The following is a 15,346-nucleotide window of genomic DNA, read 5'->3' as shown; positions in this document are numbered from 1 at the left end:
GCCACCACCACACCATCACCCACCACACCCCCTGGACCGTCACCATCGACCCCCACACCCGACGACCCACCTGGACCCCACCACCCACCACCCACGACACCACACGCTGGAGCTACCGACCCGGCGAACGGCGCCGACCCAGCGCAGCCTGATGCCGCGCTCGTGCTTCGTGGCTGAAGACACGGCGCATTCAGCGTGCCTTCAGCAGTGCCGCGGCAGGGTGGGGGAGCAAGACGAGAGGAGAGGCTGATGCGCAAGCGAGTGCTCATCGGCGCCGCCGGGGTCGCCACCGTAGCTGCGATCACGGCCGGCGGCGTCGCGGTCGCCGGTCGCGGCGGGGACGACGGGCCGCAGAGCCACCAGTACACGCCCGAACAGGCGCGCGTCGCGACCCGCGCCGCCCTCGCGGCGACCGGCGGCGGCACCGCCAACAGTGTCGAGACCGACACCGAGAACGGCGCGACCTATGAGGTCGAGGTGACCAAGCCGAACGGCGACACCGTCGACGTACGGCTGGACGAGGACTACCAGGTCGTCGTCATCGAGGGCGACGACGACTCCGGCGACAGCTGACGGACCGCGCCGGCCGGCGCGGTGAACCACTGGTGTGCGGTGGTCCAGTGCCGGTCCAGGTCGCGGAAGCGACGCTCGCACACGATGCAGCGACCACCGGGGTGCACGGTCCGGCTGATGCCCACCACTCCACTGATCAGCCTCGTCGGCGTCCACGCGTTCATGTCCTGAGTCCTTCCGGGTGGCTCCAGTTCCACGGGCCCCAGGGGTCCGGCAACCCCCAGGTACCCGCGGACGCGCGGCTCAGTCGATGTCGACGGGTCAGATTCCCGGCGGCGTCTCGGAGACGACCTCCACGTCGCGCACCGCCTGGCCCAGCCCGTCGGCCAGCCGGGTGAGCGCGGCCATCCGGTCGGTCGGTGCGGTCGCGCCGAGGTAGTCGCCGAGCGACTCCACGAGCACCGTCTCCGGCCCGCGAGGCGGGACCGGGTGCGGCTTGCCGCCGATGATGACGATGCCTCCGCCGTCGTAGGAGATGCCGCCGAGCACCTGGCCGACCAGGTCAGGGACGTGCGGGTGGTACGCCGGCGCGTAGGTGACCCGCACCTGTGCGGTCTGGCCGGCCTCGTCGATGGCCTCCACCTGCACCTTGACGAACCGGCCGAACAAGCCGCCCTCGATCCCGACGGTGAACTCGTCGCCCTCGGTGAGGTCGGGCTGCCGTCCGCGGCCCGCATCAGGTAGCTGCGGTTCGCCTCGCCGCGGTGCACGAGCACGCACGACTGCGGGATGCCCGCGTCCCACCGGCTCCGGACCCGGAGCTCGACGAGGTAGTCCCCGACCGAGATCGCCAACGTGCCGCTGAGGTGCCGGGCGTGCAGTGGGCGCAGCACGACCGTCTGCTCGGTGGCCACGTGCGGGTCGACGTAGAGCACCCGCCTCGTGTCGAGCCAGCCCCGCAGCTGCATGTTGACGGCGTTGAGCCCCGGGCCGACCCGGCCGTAGTCGGGGTGCACCGCCTCGAAGGCGTTCGCCGTGCTCATCGTGTCCCAGGGATCCTGGTAGTCGTCGGTGCTCCCGTCGATCCGCGAGTGGTCGGCGCCGTAGCCGTGACCCATCTCCTGCCCCAGCAGGCTCGGCTGCAGGCTCAGGTCGTCGCAGAGCGCCGCCGCTCCTCCGACCCACCCGCAGAGGTCGAGGGTCGGCGTTCCGCAGACCACCACGCCTGCGTACTGGCTGAGGTCGACACCGGCCGCCGTGGCCGTCGCCTTGGCCAGGTCCAGCACGCCGTTGCGGTTCAGCTTGCCCGCCGGCTGGGGGTAGACGTTCCCGACGTAGTCGGCGCGCGGTCGCGGGAGCACGTAGGGCCCGAAGACCTCGGTCCCGGACAGGTCGAGCTTGCCGTGCGACATGTCGGAGAAGTAGTCGACCATGTTCATGGTGCCGCTGCCGTCGAAGGTGAAGACCTTCCGGTACCTCGTCAGGTCCTGCGAGGGCGCGGGGTCGTCGTCGAACGTCACGACCAGCACCGCCCACGGCGAGCTCGTCCGCCGGGTCAGGAAGTCGATGATCGAGAGCAGCGACCCGCGGTCGCGCAGGTACGGCGACAGCTGCTTGCGCAGCCGCGGGTCGACGCCGTCGCCGTCCCCTTCGGGGTAGTCGAGGTCGATGTCGGGCATGGGAGTCCTTCCGAGTCGAGCCGGCGGGGCGCCGGCGCCTGACTGGAGGACCTTCCGGACCGGGCCGCAGATACGACGGCGCGGTCGGGGGTGGTCAGAGGAACGCGCTGATCCCGGTCTCGGCGCGGCCGATGAGCAGCTTCTGGATCTGGGAGGTGCCTTCGTAGAGCGTCATCACGCGGGCGTCGCGCATGTACTTCTGCACCGGGTACTCGTCGACGTACCCGTAGCCGCCGAAGGCCTGGATCGCCAGGTTCGCGGCGGCGACGGCCTTCTCGGAGGCGAAGTACTTCGCCTTGGAGGCCTCGGTGCCGAACGGCAGGCCCCGCTCGATCAGGTCGGCGGCGCGCCAGGTGAGCAGCCGGGCGGCGTCGGCGTCGACGGAGATCTCGATGCGGGCACGCGGACGCCGTCGAGGGCGATCTCTGCGGTCGCCTGGCCGCGGAGGCCGAGCTTGCCGTGGATCTCGGTGGCCTCGAAGCCCGGCGCGTCGGTCGGGACCAGGAACGCCGAGACGCCCTTGGGCCCCTCGCCGCCGGTGCGTGCGAACAGCAGGCAGCCGTCGGCCCAGGTGCCGTTGGTGATGAAGATCTTGGTGCCGGAGATCAGCCAGTCCGAGCCGTCCCGGACCGCCCGGGCCCTCAGGTTGCCGGCGTCCGACCCGGTGTCCGGCTCGGTCAGCCCGAAGCAGCCCAGCTTGGTGCCGGCGGCGATGCCGGGCAGCCATTCCCGCTTCTGCTCCTCGCTGCCGTGCTCGAGGATCGCCTTGCCGAACAGTCCCATCGAGACCGACACGATGCCGCGGATGGCGGAGTCGGCGCGGCCGAGCTCCTCCATCGCTATGCAGTAGGTGATGTAGTCGCCGCCCAGCCCGCCGAGCTCCTCGGGGATGGTCAGCCCGAGGAACCCGATCTCGCCGAGCTTCGGGATGATCGCGGTGTCGACCGACTCGCGGCGGTCCCACTCGGCCCGGTGCGGCACGACCTCCTTGTCGAGGAACTCGCGCGCCAGCTGCTGGAAGCCGAGCTGCTCCTCGGTCAGGGCCAGGTCCATCGGGCGTTCTCCGTCCGGTCGGGGTTCAGGTGCGGTCGGCCCGGTCGGCACGGCCGATCGTCGCGGCGACGAGTGCGCGGGTCTCGGCGGGATCGATGACGTCGTCGATCTCGAAGACCCGGGCGGCGTTGAGCGCCTTGGCGTGGTTGCGGAGTGCGGCGGTGTGCTCGGCGACGGCCGCCTCCCGCTCGTCCTCCGGCATCGCGGCGAGCTCCTTGGCCAGGCCGAGACGCACCGCCCCCTCGAGACCCATCGGCCCGAGGTGCGCGCCCGGCCAGGCGATGGTGAGCAGCGGCCGGTGCGTGCTGCCGCCGAGCATCGCCTGCGCGCCGAGGCCGTAGCCGCGGCGCAGCACGACGCCGACGAGCGGCGTCGTCAGTCGGGCACCGGCGTTGATCATCCGGCCGGCCTCCCGGACCAGGCCGGTCCTCTCGGCCTCCGGGCCGACCATGAAGCCCGGGGTGTCGACGAGGGAGACGACCGGCAGCCGCCACCGCTCGCAGAGCTCGAGGAGGTCGGCGGCCTTCGCGGAGGCGTCGGCGGTGATCGCCCCCGCGTGCCGAGTGGACTGGTTGGCGAGCACGCCGACCGGGACGCCCTCGATCCGCACGATCGCGGTCGCCAGCTCCGGCGCGAACCCCTCGCGCAGCCAGGTGACGCTGTCCTCGTCGGCGAGCGTCTCGACGACCGGCCGTACGTCGAACGCCTCGCGGTCGTTCTCCGGCAGGAGCGTCCGGAGCCAGACCTGGTCGGGAGCCGGACCCGCGGTCGCCGTACCCGCGAGGTAGCCGAGCAGGCGGCGCGCCACGTCGACCGCCTCGGCCTCGTCGTCGACGACGACGTCGAGCACGCCGTTGGCGACCTGGTCGCCGACCGGACCGATCTCCTCGGGGGCGAAGTCGCCGAGCCCGCCGCCGGCGATCATCGCCGGGCCGGCCATGCCGAGGTTGGCGTCGGGCGTAGCGATCCGCAGGTCCGCGGAGCCGGCGATGACCGCGTTGCCGGCGAAGCAGCGGCCGGAGACCACGGCGATCCGCGGTGCGGTCAGCTCGCCCCACAGCGCGAAGGACGGCACGTCGAGCGCCGAGACCAGCGGCAGGTCGGTGTCGCCGGGACGGCCGCCGCCGCCCTCGGTGAAGAACACCGTGGGCAGCGCCATTCGCTGCGCCAGCCCGATCAACCGGTCGGACTTACGGTGCCCGCGCATGCCCTGGGTGCCGGCCATGACCAGGTAGTCGTAGGACACGACCGCGCACGGGAGGCCGTCGACGGTCGCCGTCCCGCCGATGATGCCGTCGGCGGGTGCCTCGACGACCAGCTCGGCGAGCGGCCGCCGGCTCTCCTGCGCGGCGGTGACGAACCGTCCGTACTCCACGAACGAGCCGGGGTCGACGAGGTCGGCGATGTTCTCGCGGGCCGTACGCCGACCGCGGGCGTGCCACCTCGCGACCTTGTCCGGGCGCGCCTCGTCGGTGGTCAGGTGGCGGCGCGCGAGGACCTCCGTGAGCCCCTCGGCCGGCACGTCGTCGGACATGCCGGCATCTTCGCGCACGGCGTTACCCGATCAGAGACCCATGTCCTTGGCGATGATCGTCTTCATGATCTCCGAGGTGCCGCCGTAGATCCGGTTCACGCGGTTGTCCGCGTAGAGCCGCGCTATCGGGTACTCGTTGATGAAGCCGTAGCCGCCGTGCAGCTGCAGGCACCGGTCGATGACCCGGTGGGCGACCTCGGTGCAGAACAGCTTGGCGGAGGCGGCCTCGGCCGCGGTGAGCTCGCCGGCGTCGAGGGCCTCGAGCGCCCGGTCGGCAACGGCCTGCGCGGCGTCGACCTCGGCCTTGCAGGCGGCCAGCTCGAACTTGGTGTTCTGGAAGGAGGCGACCGTCTTGCCGAAGACCTCGCGCTGCTGGACGTACTCCTGGGCGAAGCGGAGCGCCGCGGCGGCCTGGGTGTAGGCGCCGTAGGCGATGCCCCACCGCTCGGAGGCGAGGTTGTGGCCGAGGTAGGAGAACCCCTCGTTCTCGTTGCCCAGCAGGTCCTCGGCCGGCACCTTGACGTCCTCGAAGGAGAGCTCGGCGGTGTCGGAGGTGCGTAGGCCGAGCTTGTCGAGCTTGCGACCGACGGTGTAGCCGGGGGAGTGGGCGTCGACGGCGAACAGCGAGATGCCGAACCGGCGGTCGTCCTCCTTGGCCGGGCTGGTGCGCGCGGCGATGATCACCCGGTCGGCGTGCACACCGCCGGTGATGAACGTCTTCGCGCCGTTGAGCACGTAGTGGCTCCCGTCCTCGGAGCGCTTGGCGCTGGTGCGCATGCCGGCCAGGTCGGAGCCGGTGCCGGGCTCGGTCATCGCCAGCGCCCACATCTCCTCGCCGGACACGAAGTTGGGCAGGTAGCGCTGCTTCTGCTCGTCGGTGCCGAGCATCTTGATGTAGGGCAATGCGAGCAGCACGTGCACGCCGGATCCACCGAAGGTGACGGCGGCCCGCGCGGTCTCCTCGTACTGGATGGCCTCGAACTTGTGCGTGTCGAGGCCCGCGCCGCCGTACTCCTCGGGCACCGAGATCCCGAACAGCCCGAGCTCGGCGAGCTTGCCGTAGAGCTCCTTGGGCACGATGCCGTCGGCGAACCACTGGTCGTAGTGCGGGACCACCTCGGTCTCGATGAACGCGCGCAGCGTCTTGCGGAACGACTCGTGGTCCTCGTCGAACACGGTGCGGTGCATGGACTCCTCGTTTCTACTTGTCGGGTCGGGCGCCGACGATGCGCAGCGCCATGGCGGCGTACTGGTCGGCGATCTGCTCGGGGGTCCAGCGCACGCCGTCGCGGTACCAGCGGGAGAGGTCGATGCCCAGGGAGAGCAGCGCGGCGGCGGTGATGCGCGGGTCCGCGGTGTCGAACTGGCCGGCCTTCACGCCGCGGGCGACCAGCCGGCGGATCTGGTCCTCGATCTGGTGCCGGATCCCCTGGATCTCGGCGAGGTGCTCGGGGGAGAGCGCGGCGAGCTCGTAGTTGACGATCCGCGCGCCGGTGTGGCCGCGGGCGTGGTGGACGGCGAAGTCGTATACGACCTTGCGGAGCGCGTCGGAGGGGTCGTCGGTGGAGGCGATCGCGGCCTTGACCAGCTCGAGCGTCCGCTCGTGCCCGGCCTTGGAGATCAGGTAGAGCAGCTCCTCCTTGGAGCGGTGGTGCACGTAGAGGGCAGCCGGGCTCATGCCGGCCGCCGCGGCGATGTCGCGGGTGGTGGTGCCGTGGAAGCCCTTGTCAGCGAACGCGCTCACTGCGGCCTGCAAGAGGCGGGCACGCGTGGCGTCGGCGCGGGAGACGTCGGTGACGTCGGCCATGCGGACCCCCCTTGACGTGTTCGGCGCGTGTGTAGGACAGTACCACTAAGCAAGCGCTTAGTCATCCAACGAAAGGCGCCCGTCAGTGAGCAAGCGGTTCGAGGGACGCACGGCGATCGTCACCGGCGCCAGCCGCGGCATCGGGCTCGGCATCGCCGAGCGGCTGGTCGCCGAGGGTGCGCGGGTGGTGCTGACCGCCCGGAAGAAGGACGCGCTGGACGAGGCCGTCGCCCACCTGGGCGGTCCGGAGGTCGCGCTCGGTGTGGCCGGGCGGGCCGACGACACGGAGCACCAGGAGGAGACGACCCGAGCGGCGGTCGAGACCTTCGGGAGCCTCGACCTGCTTGTCAACAACGCGGGCATCAACCCCGCCTACGGGCCGATGGTCGAGCTCGACCTCGGCGCCGCCCGCAAGACCTTCGAGGTCAACTGCCTGGCGACGCTCGCCTGGGTGCAGCACGCGCACCGGGCCTGGATGAAGGAGCACGGCGGCGCGATCGTCAACGTCTCGTCGCTCTCCAGCGTTCGCCCGGCGCCGGGGATCGGCTTCTACGGCGCCACCAAGGCGATGATCAACTCGATCACCGAGCTGCTCGCCGTCGAGCTCGGCCCGGACATCCGGGTCAACGGCGTCGCACCGGCCGTCGTGAAGACGAAGTTCGCCACCGCCCTCTACGAGGGCCGCGAGGACGAGGTCAGCCGCGACTACCCGCTCAAGCGCCTCGGCGTCCCCGAGGACATCGGCAGCGTCGTCGCCTTCCTGCTCTCCGAGGACGCGGCGTGGCTGACCGGCCAGACCGTCGTCGTCGACGGGGGCGTCGGCCTCGTCGGTGGCGTGTGAGCGGCGTGCGCCAGGTCGACGCCGTCCTCTTCGACTACGGCGGGGTGCTCACCGGCCCGGTCCGCGACTCGGTCCGGGCCTGGTTGGCGGCCGACGGGATCGAGGTCGACTCCTACCGGCGGGCGCTCGAGGCGTGGATGGCCGCCGGCGCCGAGGACGGCACCCCCGTCCACCGGCTCGAGACCGGTGAGCTGACCCCGGCGGAGTTCGAGGCCGCACTGGCGGCCGAGCTGCGCACCGTCGACGGCGGCACCGTCGACCCGGCCGGCGTGCTGAGCCGGCTGTTCGCCGGCATGGTGCCCGACCCCGCGATGTTCGCCCTGGCCGAGGACCTCCGGGACGCCGGCGTGCGGGTCGGGCTGCTCTCCAACAGCTGGGGCAACACCTATCCCCGCGCGCGTATCGACGAGCTGTTCTCGCCCGTGGTGATCTCGGGCGAGGTCGGGCTCCGCAAGCCGCTCGCCCCGATCTACGAGCTCGCGCTCGACCGGCTCGGTCTGCCTGCTGACCGGGTCCTCTTCATCGACGACACCGAGCCGAACGTGCTCGGTGCGCGGCAGGTCGGGATGCAGGCGCTGCTGCACGTGGACGCCGCGTCGACCCGCGCCGCGGTTGCCGAGCTGGTCCCCGACCTCGACCTGGACCCGACGGGAGCGAGCGCATGACCACGGCCGACGCGCCGCCGGGGCTCGACCTCGACGCGCTGGGTGCCTGGTTCGCCGCCGAGATCCCGGGCGCCGGCGACCGGCTCGACGCTGTGCTCATCGCCGGCGGCAAGTCCAACCTGACCTACGTCGTCACCGACGGCGCAGCGGAGTGGATCGTACGGCGACCGCCGCTCGGCCACGTGCTGGCGACGGCGCACGACATGGCGCGGGAGTACCGCGTGATGTCGGCGCTCCAGGACACGGCGGTGCCGGTGCCGCGCACCTACGCGCTGTGCCGCGACGCCGGGGTCGTCGGTGCCGAGTTCTACGTCATGGAGCGGTGCGCGGGGACGCCGTACCGCCGGGCGTCGGAGCTCGCCGAGCTCGGCCAGGCCCGCACCCGCACGATCTCCGAACGGCTCGTGGACACGCTGGCCGCGCTGCACGCCGTCGATCCGGAGTCGGTCGGCCTGGGCGACTTCGGCCGGCCCGAGGGCTTCCTGGCCCGCCAGGTCGGCCGCTGGAAGAAGCAGCTCGACGCCTCGCACTCCCGCGACCTGCCCGCGGCCGACGAGCTGCACCGGTTGCTCGCGGCGAACGTGCCTGCCGAGTCGGCGACCGGGATCGTGCACGGCGACTTCCGCCTGGACAACGTGCTCGTCGACCACGAGGACCGGGTGACGGCCGTCCTCGACTGGGAGATGGCCACCCTCGGCGACCCGCTCACCGACCTGGCCCTGATGCTCACCTACCACCGGCTCGGGACCGGAGCCGGCGACGGCAGCGGGTCGGTCAGCGACGTGTCCGCCGCGCCCGGCTTCCTCGACGAGCGCGCGGTGGTCGAGCGCTACGCGCAGGGCAGCGAGCGCGACCTCTCCAGCTTCGGCTTCTACCTCGGGCTCGCGGCCTTCAAGCTCGCGGCGATCCTCGAGGGCATCCACTACCGCTACCTCAACGGGCAGACTGTCGGCGCGGGCTTCGACCAGATCGGCGAGGCGATCCACCCGCTGCTCGATGCCGGCCTCACCGCAATCAAGGAGAACAGCTGATGGACTTCGCATTCGACGAGCGGACCGAGGAGCTGCGTGGCACGCTCCTGGAGTTCATGGAGAACCACGTCCACCCCGCCGAGCACGTCTTCCACGAGCAGCTGGACCAGCTCGACGACCGCTGGGCGTGGGACTCGGCCCCGGTGCTCCAGGAGCTGCGTACCCAGGCCCGCAAGCGCGGTCTGTGGAACCTCTTCCTCCCCGGAGAGGAGGGAGGCGGGCTGACGAACCTGCAGTACGCACCCCTCGCCGAGATCTCAGGCCGCAGCGGCCACCTGGCGCCGGCGGTCATGAACTGCGCGGCGCCCGACACGGGCAACATGGAAGTGCTCTCGCAGTTCGGCACTCCCGAGCAGAAGGAGCGGTGGCTCGAGCCGCTGCTGAGCGGTGAGATCCGGTCGGCCTTCGCGATGACCGAGCCGGAGGTCGCCTCCTCGGACGCGACCAACATCGCCACCAGCATCGTCCGTGACGGCGACGAGTACGTCCTCAACGGCCGCAAGTGGTGGATCACCGGCGCGATGAACCCCAACGCCAAGATCTTCATCGTCATGGGCAAGACCGATCCGGACGCCGATCGGCACCAGCAGCAGTCGATGATCCTCGTCGAGCGGGACACCCCCGGCTTCGAGATCCACCGCGGCATGACGGTGCTCGGGTACGACGACCGCGAGCACGGCGGGCACGCCGAGCTGTCCTTCACCGACGTCCGGGTGCCGGTGGCCAACCTGATCGGCGCGGAGGGCTACGGCTTCGCGATCGCCCAGGCGCGACTGGGGCCGGGCCGGATCCACCACTGCATGCGCGCGATCGGCGTGGCCGAGCGGGCGATCGAGCTCATGTGCGAACGGGTCGAGAACCGGGTGGCCTTCGGTCGGCCGCTGTCCCAGCAGGGCGTGATCCGCGACTGGATCGCCGAGTCGCGGGTGCGCCTCGAGCAGCTCCGCCTGCTGGTGCTGAAGACGGCCTGGCTGATGGACACCGTCGGCAACCGCGGGGCGCACACCGAGATCCAGGCGATCAAGATCGCCACCCCCGCGACGGTGGAGTGGATCCTCGACAAGGCGATCCAGGCGCACGGTGCCGGTGGACTCTCGCAGGACTTCCCGCTGGCCAACATGATCGCCGCCGTTCGGACACTGCGGTTCGCCGATGGTCCGGACGAGGTGCACAAGAACGCTCTCGCGCGGACCGAGCTGCGCCGGCAGGCGGCCAAGCGCGAGGCCGGCGCGTGACGCCGGAGGAGCTCTCCGGGAGGGTCCGGGACTTCCTGGCCGCCCACGACCCGGCGACCACCGACCGGCTGGAGCTCCTGCGGGCACGGTTCGACGCGGGTCTCGCGTGGGTCTACTACCCGGAGGGACACGGCGGCCTCGGCCTGCCGCGGTCGATGCAGGCGGTGGTCGACCAGCTGCTCGCCGCCGCCGGCGCTCCGGACATCGACCCGAGCAAGAACGGCATCGGCCTCGGCATGGCCGCGCCGACGATCCTGGCGTTCGGCACCGAGGAGCAGAAGCAGCGCTTCCTGCGCCCGCTCTGGACCGGCGAGGAGGTCTGGTGCCAACTGTTCAGCGAGCCCGGTGCCGGCTCCGACCTCGCCGCGCTCGCCACCCGCGCGGTGCGCGACGGGGACGAGTGGGTCGTCAACGGCCAGAAGGTCTGGACCTCCAGCGCGCACCTCGCGCGGTTCGCGATCCTGGTCGCCCGGACCGACCCGGACGTGCCCAAGCACCGCGGCATCACCTACTTCCTCTGCGACATGACCGACCCCGGCGTCGACGTACGGCCGCTGCGGCAGATCACCGGAGAGGCCGAGTTCAACGAGGTCTTCCTGACCGACGTGCGGATCCCCGACAGCCAGCGGCTCGGCGAGGTCGGCCAGGGCTGGGCGGTCGCGACCGCCACCCTCAACAACGAGCGGGTCGCGATCGGCGGTGCCGCGGCGCCGCGGGAGAGCGGCATGGTCGGCGTCGTCGCGCAGACCTGGCGCGACCACCCCGACAGGCAGACGCCCGAGCTGCACGAGCGACTGGTGCGGCTGTGGGTCGAGGCCGAGGTCGCGCGGCTCACCGGCCAGCGGCTCCGGCAGAAGCTGGCGCAGGGACAGCCCGGCCCGGAGGGGGCGGCGATGAAGGTCTCCTTCGCGCGCCTGGCCCAGCAGCTGTCCGGCCTGGAGCTGGAGATCCTCGGCGAGGACGGCCTCCGCTTCGAGAGTGACCAGGGCTGGACGATGGCCCGCCCCGACCACGTCGACTTCACCGGCCGCGACGCGGGCTACCGCTACCTGCGCGCCAAGGGAAACTCGATCGAGGGCGGCACGTCCGAGATCCTCCGCAACATCGTGGCCGAGCGGGTCCTCGGACTGCCCGCCGAGCACCGCGTCGACAAGGACGTGCCCTGGAAGGACCTGGCGAAGTGACGGACCTCGACCTGCTCTACACCGAGGTCGAGGACGACCTCCGCTCGACGGTCCGCGAGCTGCTCGCCGACCGGTGCGACCCGGCGGCGGTCACCGCGATGTACGACGACGACCGCTCGGTCGTCGACCGGCTCTGGAAGGCGATGGCCGCCGATCTCGGGCTCGCCGGGCTGCTGGTCCCCGAGGACCGTGGTGGTGCGGGCGCGTCGGCGCGCGAGGCCGCGGTCGTGCTCGAGGAGCTCGGCCGGTTCGCCGCCCCGGTGCCGTTCCTGACCAGCGCCGTGATGGCGACGACCGCACTGCTCGACACCGACGGGCCACTGCTCGGCGAGGTCGCGTCCGGAGAGAGGACGGCAGCGCTCGCCGTACCGCTGGCGACGTCGCCGCGCAGCGACCTCCCATCCGTGCCTGTGACCGACGGCCGCCTCGTCGGCACGATCACCAGCGTCGCCGGCGCCCTCGAGGCCGACGTCCTGCTCGTGCCGGGCCGTGACGAGCGCGGCGTCAACCTGTACGCCGTCCCGACGGCCGACGTGACCGTGACCCCGGTCGTGTCGCTGGACATGACCCGGCAGCTCGCCGACCTGACCTTCGAGGTCGCGGTGGGCGAGCCGGTCCTCACCGAGGCCGAGCCCACCATCCGCAACGCGCTCGACACTGCCGCGGCGCTGCTCCCGTCCGAGCAGGTCGGCATCGCGCAGTGGTGCCTCGCGACGACGGTCGGCTATCTCAAGGAGCGCAAGCAGTTCGGCCGTGTGGTCGGCGGCTACCAGGCGCTCAAGCACCGGCTCGCCGACCTCGCGATCACCGTCGACTCCGCGACCGCAGCCGCGCGCTACGCCGCCGCCACGCTCGCCGCGGGCGACGACGACGTCCTGGTCGCGACCGGTGTCGCGCAGTCCTACTGCGGCGACGCCGCCGTCGCCGCAGCCGAGGAGACGATCCAGCTGCACGGGGGCATCGGCATGACCTGGGAGCACCCCGCGCACCTCTACCTCAAGCGCGCCAAGGCCGACCAGATCGCGCTCGGCACGTCGGGCGAGCACCGCGCCCGGATCGCAGACCTGGTAGACCTGCCGGCGCCGCACTGACCCACCTGCTCCGCAGTCGACCTCTGACGAAGGAACCTTCATGCCCGAGATCCCGGCCACCATGCGGCAGCTCCGCAGCCTGGTCACCAGCGACAACGAGGTGCGGCTCTCGGTCGCCACCGTGGACACGCCTCAGCCGGGGGAGCGAGAGGTCCTGATCCGGGTGGAGGCGGCCCCCGTCAATCCCTCCGACCTCGGTCTGCTGCTGGCGATGGCCGACGTCTCCCGGGCGGTTGCGGGCGGGTCGGACGGCGAGCCGACGGTGACCGCGCCGATCCCCGAGCCGGTGATGCGGTCGCTGACGGCGAGGATCGGTCAGGAGATGACCGTGGGCAACGAGGGAGCCGGTGTCGTGGTCGCGGCGGGAGCCTCGGCCGAGGCCCAGGCACTCCTCGGCCGCACGGTGGGGTTCGCCGGCGGGGCGACGTACGGCGAGTACTGCTTGGCCTCGCCGCGGATGTGCCTGCCGCTGCCCGAGGGCGCCGACGCGGTCGACGGTGCGTCGTCGTTCGTGAACCCGCTGACCGCGCTGGGGATGGTCGAGACCATGCGCAACGAGGGGCACTCCGCGCTGGTGCACACCGCCGCCGCGTCCAACCTGGGCCGGATGCTCAACCGGATCTGCCTCGCCGACGACGTACCCCTGGTGAACATCGTCCGGCGCCCCGAGCAGGCCCGGCTGCTGCGGGACCAGGGTGCGGTCCACGTCTGCGACTCGAGCGAGCCGACGTTCGAGGCCGACCTGGTCGCCGCGCTCCGGGAGACCGGCGCGACCTTGGCCTTCGACGCCATCGGGGGAGGCACGATCGCGGGCCAGATCCTCAACGCGATGGAGGCGGCCATCGTGACGCCCGACGCGCCGTACAGCCGCTACGGCAGCGACGTGCACAAGCAGGTCTATGTCTACGGCGCGCTGGACCGGCGACCTATCGAGCTGCACCGGAGGTTCGGCTTCGCCTGGGGCGTCGGCGGCTGGCTGCTGACCCCGTTCCTCGCCCGGACCGGCGGGGAGGACCTGGCCCGGTTGCGGCAGCGGGTCGCCGGCGAGCTGACCACCACCTTCGCCAGCCACTACACCGACCAGATCTCGCTGACCGAGGCCCTGGACCTGGAGACGCTGCAGCGGTACGCGCGGATGGCCACCGGGGAGAAGTTCCTGGTCCGGCCATGACGAGCGCGAGTGTGCAGGCGTGGCGGGACGCGGGGCGGTTCATCGACGTCGACGGCCGCCGGATCTTCGTCGTCGAGCGCGACGGTGCCGGGACGCCGGTCGTCATCGTGCACGGGTACCCGGGCTCCTCCCACGACTTCGTGGGTGTGGTCGAACGCCTCGACCGCCCGACGATCGCGTTCGACCTGCTCGGCTACGGGTTCTCCGCGAAGCCGACCGACGCGTCGTACTCGCTCTTCGAGCAGGCGGACCTGGTGGAGGCGCTGCTCGCCCGGCTCGGAGTCGGGTCCTGCGCGCTGGTGGGTCACGACATGGGCACCACCGTGGTCGCCGAGCTGCTGGCACGGGCCAATCGCGGTGCGCTCGGCTTCTCGGTGAGCAGCGTCGTGCTGCTCAACGGCTCGATCTTCATCGACCTCGCGCAGCTCACGCGCGGGCAGCGGCTCGGCCTCCTCGCCCACGGCCGTCGGATGCCGTTGTCGTTCCCGAGGTCGTTCCTGCGCCGCAACCTGCTCGAGAGCGTCGCCACCGGGACGAGCCTCGGGAGCGAGCAGGTCGAGGACCTGGTCGACCTGATCCGGCTCGACGACGGCGACCGGCTGCTCACCCGGCAGATCGGCTACATCCGCGAGCGCCGCGTCCACCAGGAGGCCTGGACGGCTGCCTTCGTCGAGTACGCCGGCACGCTCGGCGCCGTGTGGGGAGTGCTCGACCCGATCGCGGTGACCGCGATGCCGCAGCGGCTCGCCGCACTGCGTCCGGGCACCGACGTGGTGCTGCTCGAAGGGGTCGGGCACTGGCCGTCCATCGAGGCCCCGGAGCGCGTCGCCGCCGAGATCGCCGTCCGGACGTGAGACGTGGCGACCGGTGTGCCCGCCGCTAGTGGTCCTCGCCCCAGTTGGCGACGACGGCAGCGATCGGCGGGAGTACGGCAGCGACGACGGACATGACCACGGCTGCGGTCGTCGACCACAACCGGACCACGTTCCACGCGAGCACGATCAGCACGAGGCAGACGCCCATCAGGGCGAAGTACCACCGCCGACGTCGGCGCAGACGCGCGCTCTGCGGCCAGCGCACCTCGCCGCCCGTGAGCCGGTGCCCTCGTGTCATCTCTTCACCATGCCACGCCGCTCGCCCCGCCCTCCGGGATCTGTCGGTGCGGGCACCTAGAGTTCGTCAGGTGAAGCGACGATGAGCAAGGAATCAGCCCTGCGGGCGATGCGCGAGGCTCGGTACAGCCGGCGAGCGGCTGCGCCGGCCGCCCGTCTCGCCCCGCGCATGCCGGAGAAGGCCGAGGAGACCGTCGTCGCTGCGCCGGCCGTCTCGGCCGATGGGCTGTGCGGGCACCGCTCGATGAACGGGCGGACCTGCACGCGCGAGCACGGGCACGAGGCGAAGAGCCACCGCTACTCCTAGCTGTACTCGGCCAGGAGGTTGGTGACACTCCGGGCCGGTTGTTGACGTAGCGAAGACCTCCGGGTGCGGTGGGCGCTGTCTAGGTCACCTACCGTCCGGAGGTCTTCGTGACTCACCGTAATG

At 71.8% G+C, this 15,346-nt stretch carries 19 protein-coding genes; 11 read left to right on the top strand and 8 right to left on the bottom strand.

Features of this window, described 5'->3' with window-relative positions:
- Positions 1–249: 249 nt before the first annotated feature.
- Entirely contained in the window at positions 250–573 is a 324-nt protein-coding gene (locus ABD709_RS21245) for a PepSY domain-containing protein (protein WP_344779066.1), read from the top strand.
- Here the strand turns inward: ABD709_RS21245 and ABD709_RS21240 are convergent.
- The gene (locus ABD709_RS21240) at positions 525–737 is read right to left on the bottom strand and encodes a hypothetical protein (RefSeq protein ID WP_344779065.1); all 213 of its coding nucleotides are present in this window, start codon (positions 735–737) and stop codon (positions 525–527) included. The two genes, ABD709_RS21245 and ABD709_RS21240, sit on opposite strands and share 49 nt — an antisense overlap.
- A 97-nt stretch (positions 738–834) precedes the next feature.
- Positions 835–1,293: a hypothetical protein gene (locus tag ABD709_RS21235; protein WP_344779064.1), complete on the bottom strand. Its 459-nt coding sequence runs from the start codon at positions 1,291–1,293 to the stop codon at positions 835–837.
- A 651-nt stretch (positions 1,294–1,944) separates the two neighbouring features.
- Here ABD709_RS21235 and ABD709_RS21230 point away from each other — a divergent pair.
- The gene (locus ABD709_RS21230; RefSeq protein WP_344779063.1) at positions 1,945–2,172 is read left to right on the top strand and encodes a hypothetical protein; all 228 of its coding nucleotides are present in this window, start codon (positions 1,945–1,947) and stop codon (positions 2,170–2,172) included.
- A 114-nt stretch (positions 2,173–2,286) separates the two neighbouring features.
- On the opposite strand, the gene ABD709_RS21225 is transcribed toward ABD709_RS21230, so the two are convergent.
- From ABD709_RS21225 to ABD709_RS21205, 5 genes are read right to left on the bottom strand one after another with little or no spacing between them, the layout of a single operon-like run.
- Positions 2,287–2,526: an acyl-CoA dehydrogenase family protein gene (locus tag ABD709_RS21225; RefSeq protein WP_344779067.1), complete on the bottom strand. Its 240-nt coding sequence runs from the start codon at positions 2,524–2,526 to the stop codon at positions 2,287–2,289.
- On the bottom strand, positions 2,526–3,245 hold the full coding sequence (locus ABD709_RS21220) for an acyl-CoA dehydrogenase family protein (protein ID WP_344779062.1): 720 nt from the start codon (positions 3,243–3,245) through the stop codon (positions 2,526–2,528). The genes ABD709_RS21225 and ABD709_RS21220 overlap by 1 nt, the downstream gene beginning before the upstream one ends.
- 25 nt (positions 3,246–3,270) lie before the next feature.
- Positions 3,271–4,779 carry an acyl-CoA carboxylase subunit beta gene (locus ABD709_RS21215; RefSeq protein WP_344779061.1) on the bottom strand — a complete coding sequence of 503 codons (1,509 nt, stop codon included), beginning with the start codon at positions 4,777–4,779 and terminating at the stop codon, positions 3,271–3,273.
- 30 nt (positions 4,780–4,809) lie between these two features.
- Positions 4,810–5,967: an acyl-CoA dehydrogenase family protein gene (locus ABD709_RS21210; RefSeq protein WP_344779060.1), complete on the bottom strand. Its 1,158-nt coding sequence runs from the start codon at positions 5,965–5,967 to the stop codon at positions 4,810–4,812.
- 13 nt (positions 5,968–5,980) lie between these two features.
- Positions 5,981–6,586 (bottom strand): TetR/AcrR family transcriptional regulator, encoded by a 606-nt coding sequence (locus ABD709_RS21205; protein ID WP_344779059.1) that lies wholly within the window; start codon positions 6,584–6,586, stop codon positions 5,981–5,983.
- Positions 6,587–6,671: 85 nt separating this feature from the next.
- Here ABD709_RS21205 and ABD709_RS21200 point away from each other — a divergent pair, with 85 nt between their 5' ends.
- The 8 genes from ABD709_RS21200 to ABD709_RS21165 are packed head-to-tail and all read left to right on the top strand — an operon-like array spanning position 6,672 to position 14,658.
- The gene (locus ABD709_RS21200; protein WP_344779058.1) at positions 6,672–7,427 is read left to right on the top strand and encodes an SDR family oxidoreductase; all 756 of its coding nucleotides are present in this window, start codon (positions 6,672–6,674) and stop codon (positions 7,425–7,427) included.
- Entirely contained in the window at positions 7,424–8,092 is a 669-nt protein-coding gene (locus ABD709_RS21195; RefSeq protein ID WP_344779057.1) for an HAD family hydrolase, read from the top strand. Before ABD709_RS21200 ends, ABD709_RS21195 begins: the two co-directional genes overlap by 4 nt.
- Positions 8,089–9,123 carry a phosphotransferase family protein gene (locus ABD709_RS21190; RefSeq protein WP_344779056.1) on the top strand — a complete coding sequence of 345 codons (1,035 nt, stop codon included), beginning with the start codon at positions 8,089–8,091 and terminating at the stop codon, positions 9,121–9,123. Before ABD709_RS21195 ends, ABD709_RS21190 begins: the two co-directional genes overlap by 4 nt.
- On the top strand, positions 9,123–10,358 hold the full coding sequence (locus ABD709_RS21185; RefSeq protein WP_344779055.1) for an acyl-CoA dehydrogenase family protein: 1,236 nt from the start codon (positions 9,123–9,125) through the stop codon (positions 10,356–10,358). The genes ABD709_RS21190 and ABD709_RS21185 overlap by 1 nt, the downstream gene beginning before the upstream one ends.
- Complete coding sequence (locus ABD709_RS21180) at positions 10,355–11,542, top strand: acyl-CoA dehydrogenase family protein (RefSeq protein ID WP_344779054.1); 1,188 nt, start codon at positions 10,355–10,357, stop codon at positions 11,540–11,542. Before ABD709_RS21185 ends, ABD709_RS21180 begins: the two co-directional genes overlap by 4 nt.
- Complete coding sequence (locus ABD709_RS21175) at positions 11,539–12,633, top strand: acyl-CoA dehydrogenase family protein (RefSeq protein ID WP_344779053.1); 1,095 nt, start codon at positions 11,539–11,541, stop codon at positions 12,631–12,633. Before ABD709_RS21180 ends, ABD709_RS21175 begins: the two co-directional genes overlap by 4 nt.
- 40 nt (positions 12,634–12,673) lie before the next feature.
- The gene (locus tag ABD709_RS21170) at positions 12,674–13,804 is read left to right on the top strand and encodes a zinc-binding dehydrogenase (protein ID WP_344779052.1); all 1,131 of its coding nucleotides are present in this window, start codon (positions 12,674–12,676) and stop codon (positions 13,802–13,804) included.
- On the top strand, positions 13,801–14,658 hold the full coding sequence (locus ABD709_RS21165; RefSeq protein ID WP_344779051.1) for an alpha/beta fold hydrolase: 858 nt from the start codon (positions 13,801–13,803) through the stop codon (positions 14,656–14,658). The genes ABD709_RS21170 and ABD709_RS21165 overlap by 4 nt, the downstream gene beginning before the upstream one ends.
- Before the next feature lie 25 nt (positions 14,659–14,683).
- Here ABD709_RS21165 and ABD709_RS21160 read toward each other — a convergent pair whose 3' ends face one another.
- Positions 14,684–14,917 (bottom strand): DUF3099 domain-containing protein, encoded by a 234-nt coding sequence (locus tag ABD709_RS21160; RefSeq protein WP_344779050.1) that lies wholly within the window; start codon positions 14,915–14,917, stop codon positions 14,684–14,686.
- 81 nt (positions 14,918–14,998) lie between these two features.
- Between ABD709_RS21160 and ABD709_RS21155 the strand changes: the two genes are divergently transcribed.
- Entirely contained in the window at positions 14,999–15,223 is a 225-nt protein-coding gene (locus ABD709_RS21155; RefSeq protein WP_344779049.1) for a hypothetical protein, read from the top strand.
- Positions 15,224–15,346 lie beyond the last annotated feature (123 nt).

Source organism: Nocardioides panacisoli, from assembly GCF_039537325.1.
Classification (GTDB): Bacteria; Actinomycetota; Actinomycetes; order Propionibacteriales; family Nocardioidaceae; genus Nocardioides; species Nocardioides panacisoli.
This window is presented reverse-complemented; position numbering and strand designations above follow the sequence as displayed.

Bases quoted from the DNA above. Each gene is read 5' to 3' on its own strand.
- ABD709_RS21245 (WP_344779066.1), top strand. From the start codon at position 250: ATGCGCAAGCGAGTGCTCATCGGCGCCGCCGGGGTCGCCACCGTAGCT.
- ABD709_RS21240 (WP_344779065.1), bottom strand. From the start codon at position 737: ATGAACGCGTGGACGCCGACGAGGCTGATCAGTGGAGTGGTGGGCATC.
- ABD709_RS21230 (WP_344779063.1), top strand. From the start codon at position 1,945: ATGTTCATGGTGCCGCTGCCGTCGAAGGTGAAGACCTTCCGGTACCTC.
- ABD709_RS21220 (WP_344779062.1), bottom strand. From the start codon at position 3,245: ATGGACCTGGCCCTGACCGAGGAGCAGCTCGGCTTCCAGCAGCTGGCG.
- ABD709_RS21215 (WP_344779061.1), bottom strand. From the start codon at position 4,779: ATGTCCGACGACGTGCCGGCCGAGGGGCTCACGGAGGTCCTCGCGCGC.
- ABD709_RS21210 (WP_344779060.1), bottom strand. From the start codon at position 5,967: ATGCACCGCACCGTGTTCGACGAGGACCACGAGTCGTTCCGCAAGACG.
- ABD709_RS21205 (WP_344779059.1), bottom strand. From the start codon at position 6,586: ATGGCCGACGTCACCGACGTCTCCCGCGCCGACGCCACGCGTGCCCGC.
- ABD709_RS21190 (WP_344779056.1), top strand. From the start codon at position 8,089: ATGACCACGGCCGACGCGCCGCCGGGGCTCGACCTCGACGCGCTGGGT.
- ABD709_RS21185 (WP_344779055.1), top strand. From the start codon at position 9,123: ATGGACTTCGCATTCGACGAGCGGACCGAGGAGCTGCGTGGCACGCTC.
- ABD709_RS21170 (WP_344779052.1), top strand. From the start codon at position 12,674: ATGCCCGAGATCCCGGCCACCATGCGGCAGCTCCGCAGCCTGGTCACC.
- ABD709_RS21165 (WP_344779051.1), top strand. From the start codon at position 13,801: ATGACGAGCGCGAGTGTGCAGGCGTGGCGGGACGCGGGGCGGTTCATC.
- ABD709_RS21160 (WP_344779050.1), bottom strand. From the start codon at position 14,917: ATGACACGAGGGCACCGGCTCACGGGCGGCGAGGTGCGCTGGCCGCAG.
- ABD709_RS21155 (WP_344779049.1), top strand. From the start codon at position 14,999: ATGAGCAAGGAATCAGCCCTGCGGGCGATGCGCGAGGCTCGGTACAGC.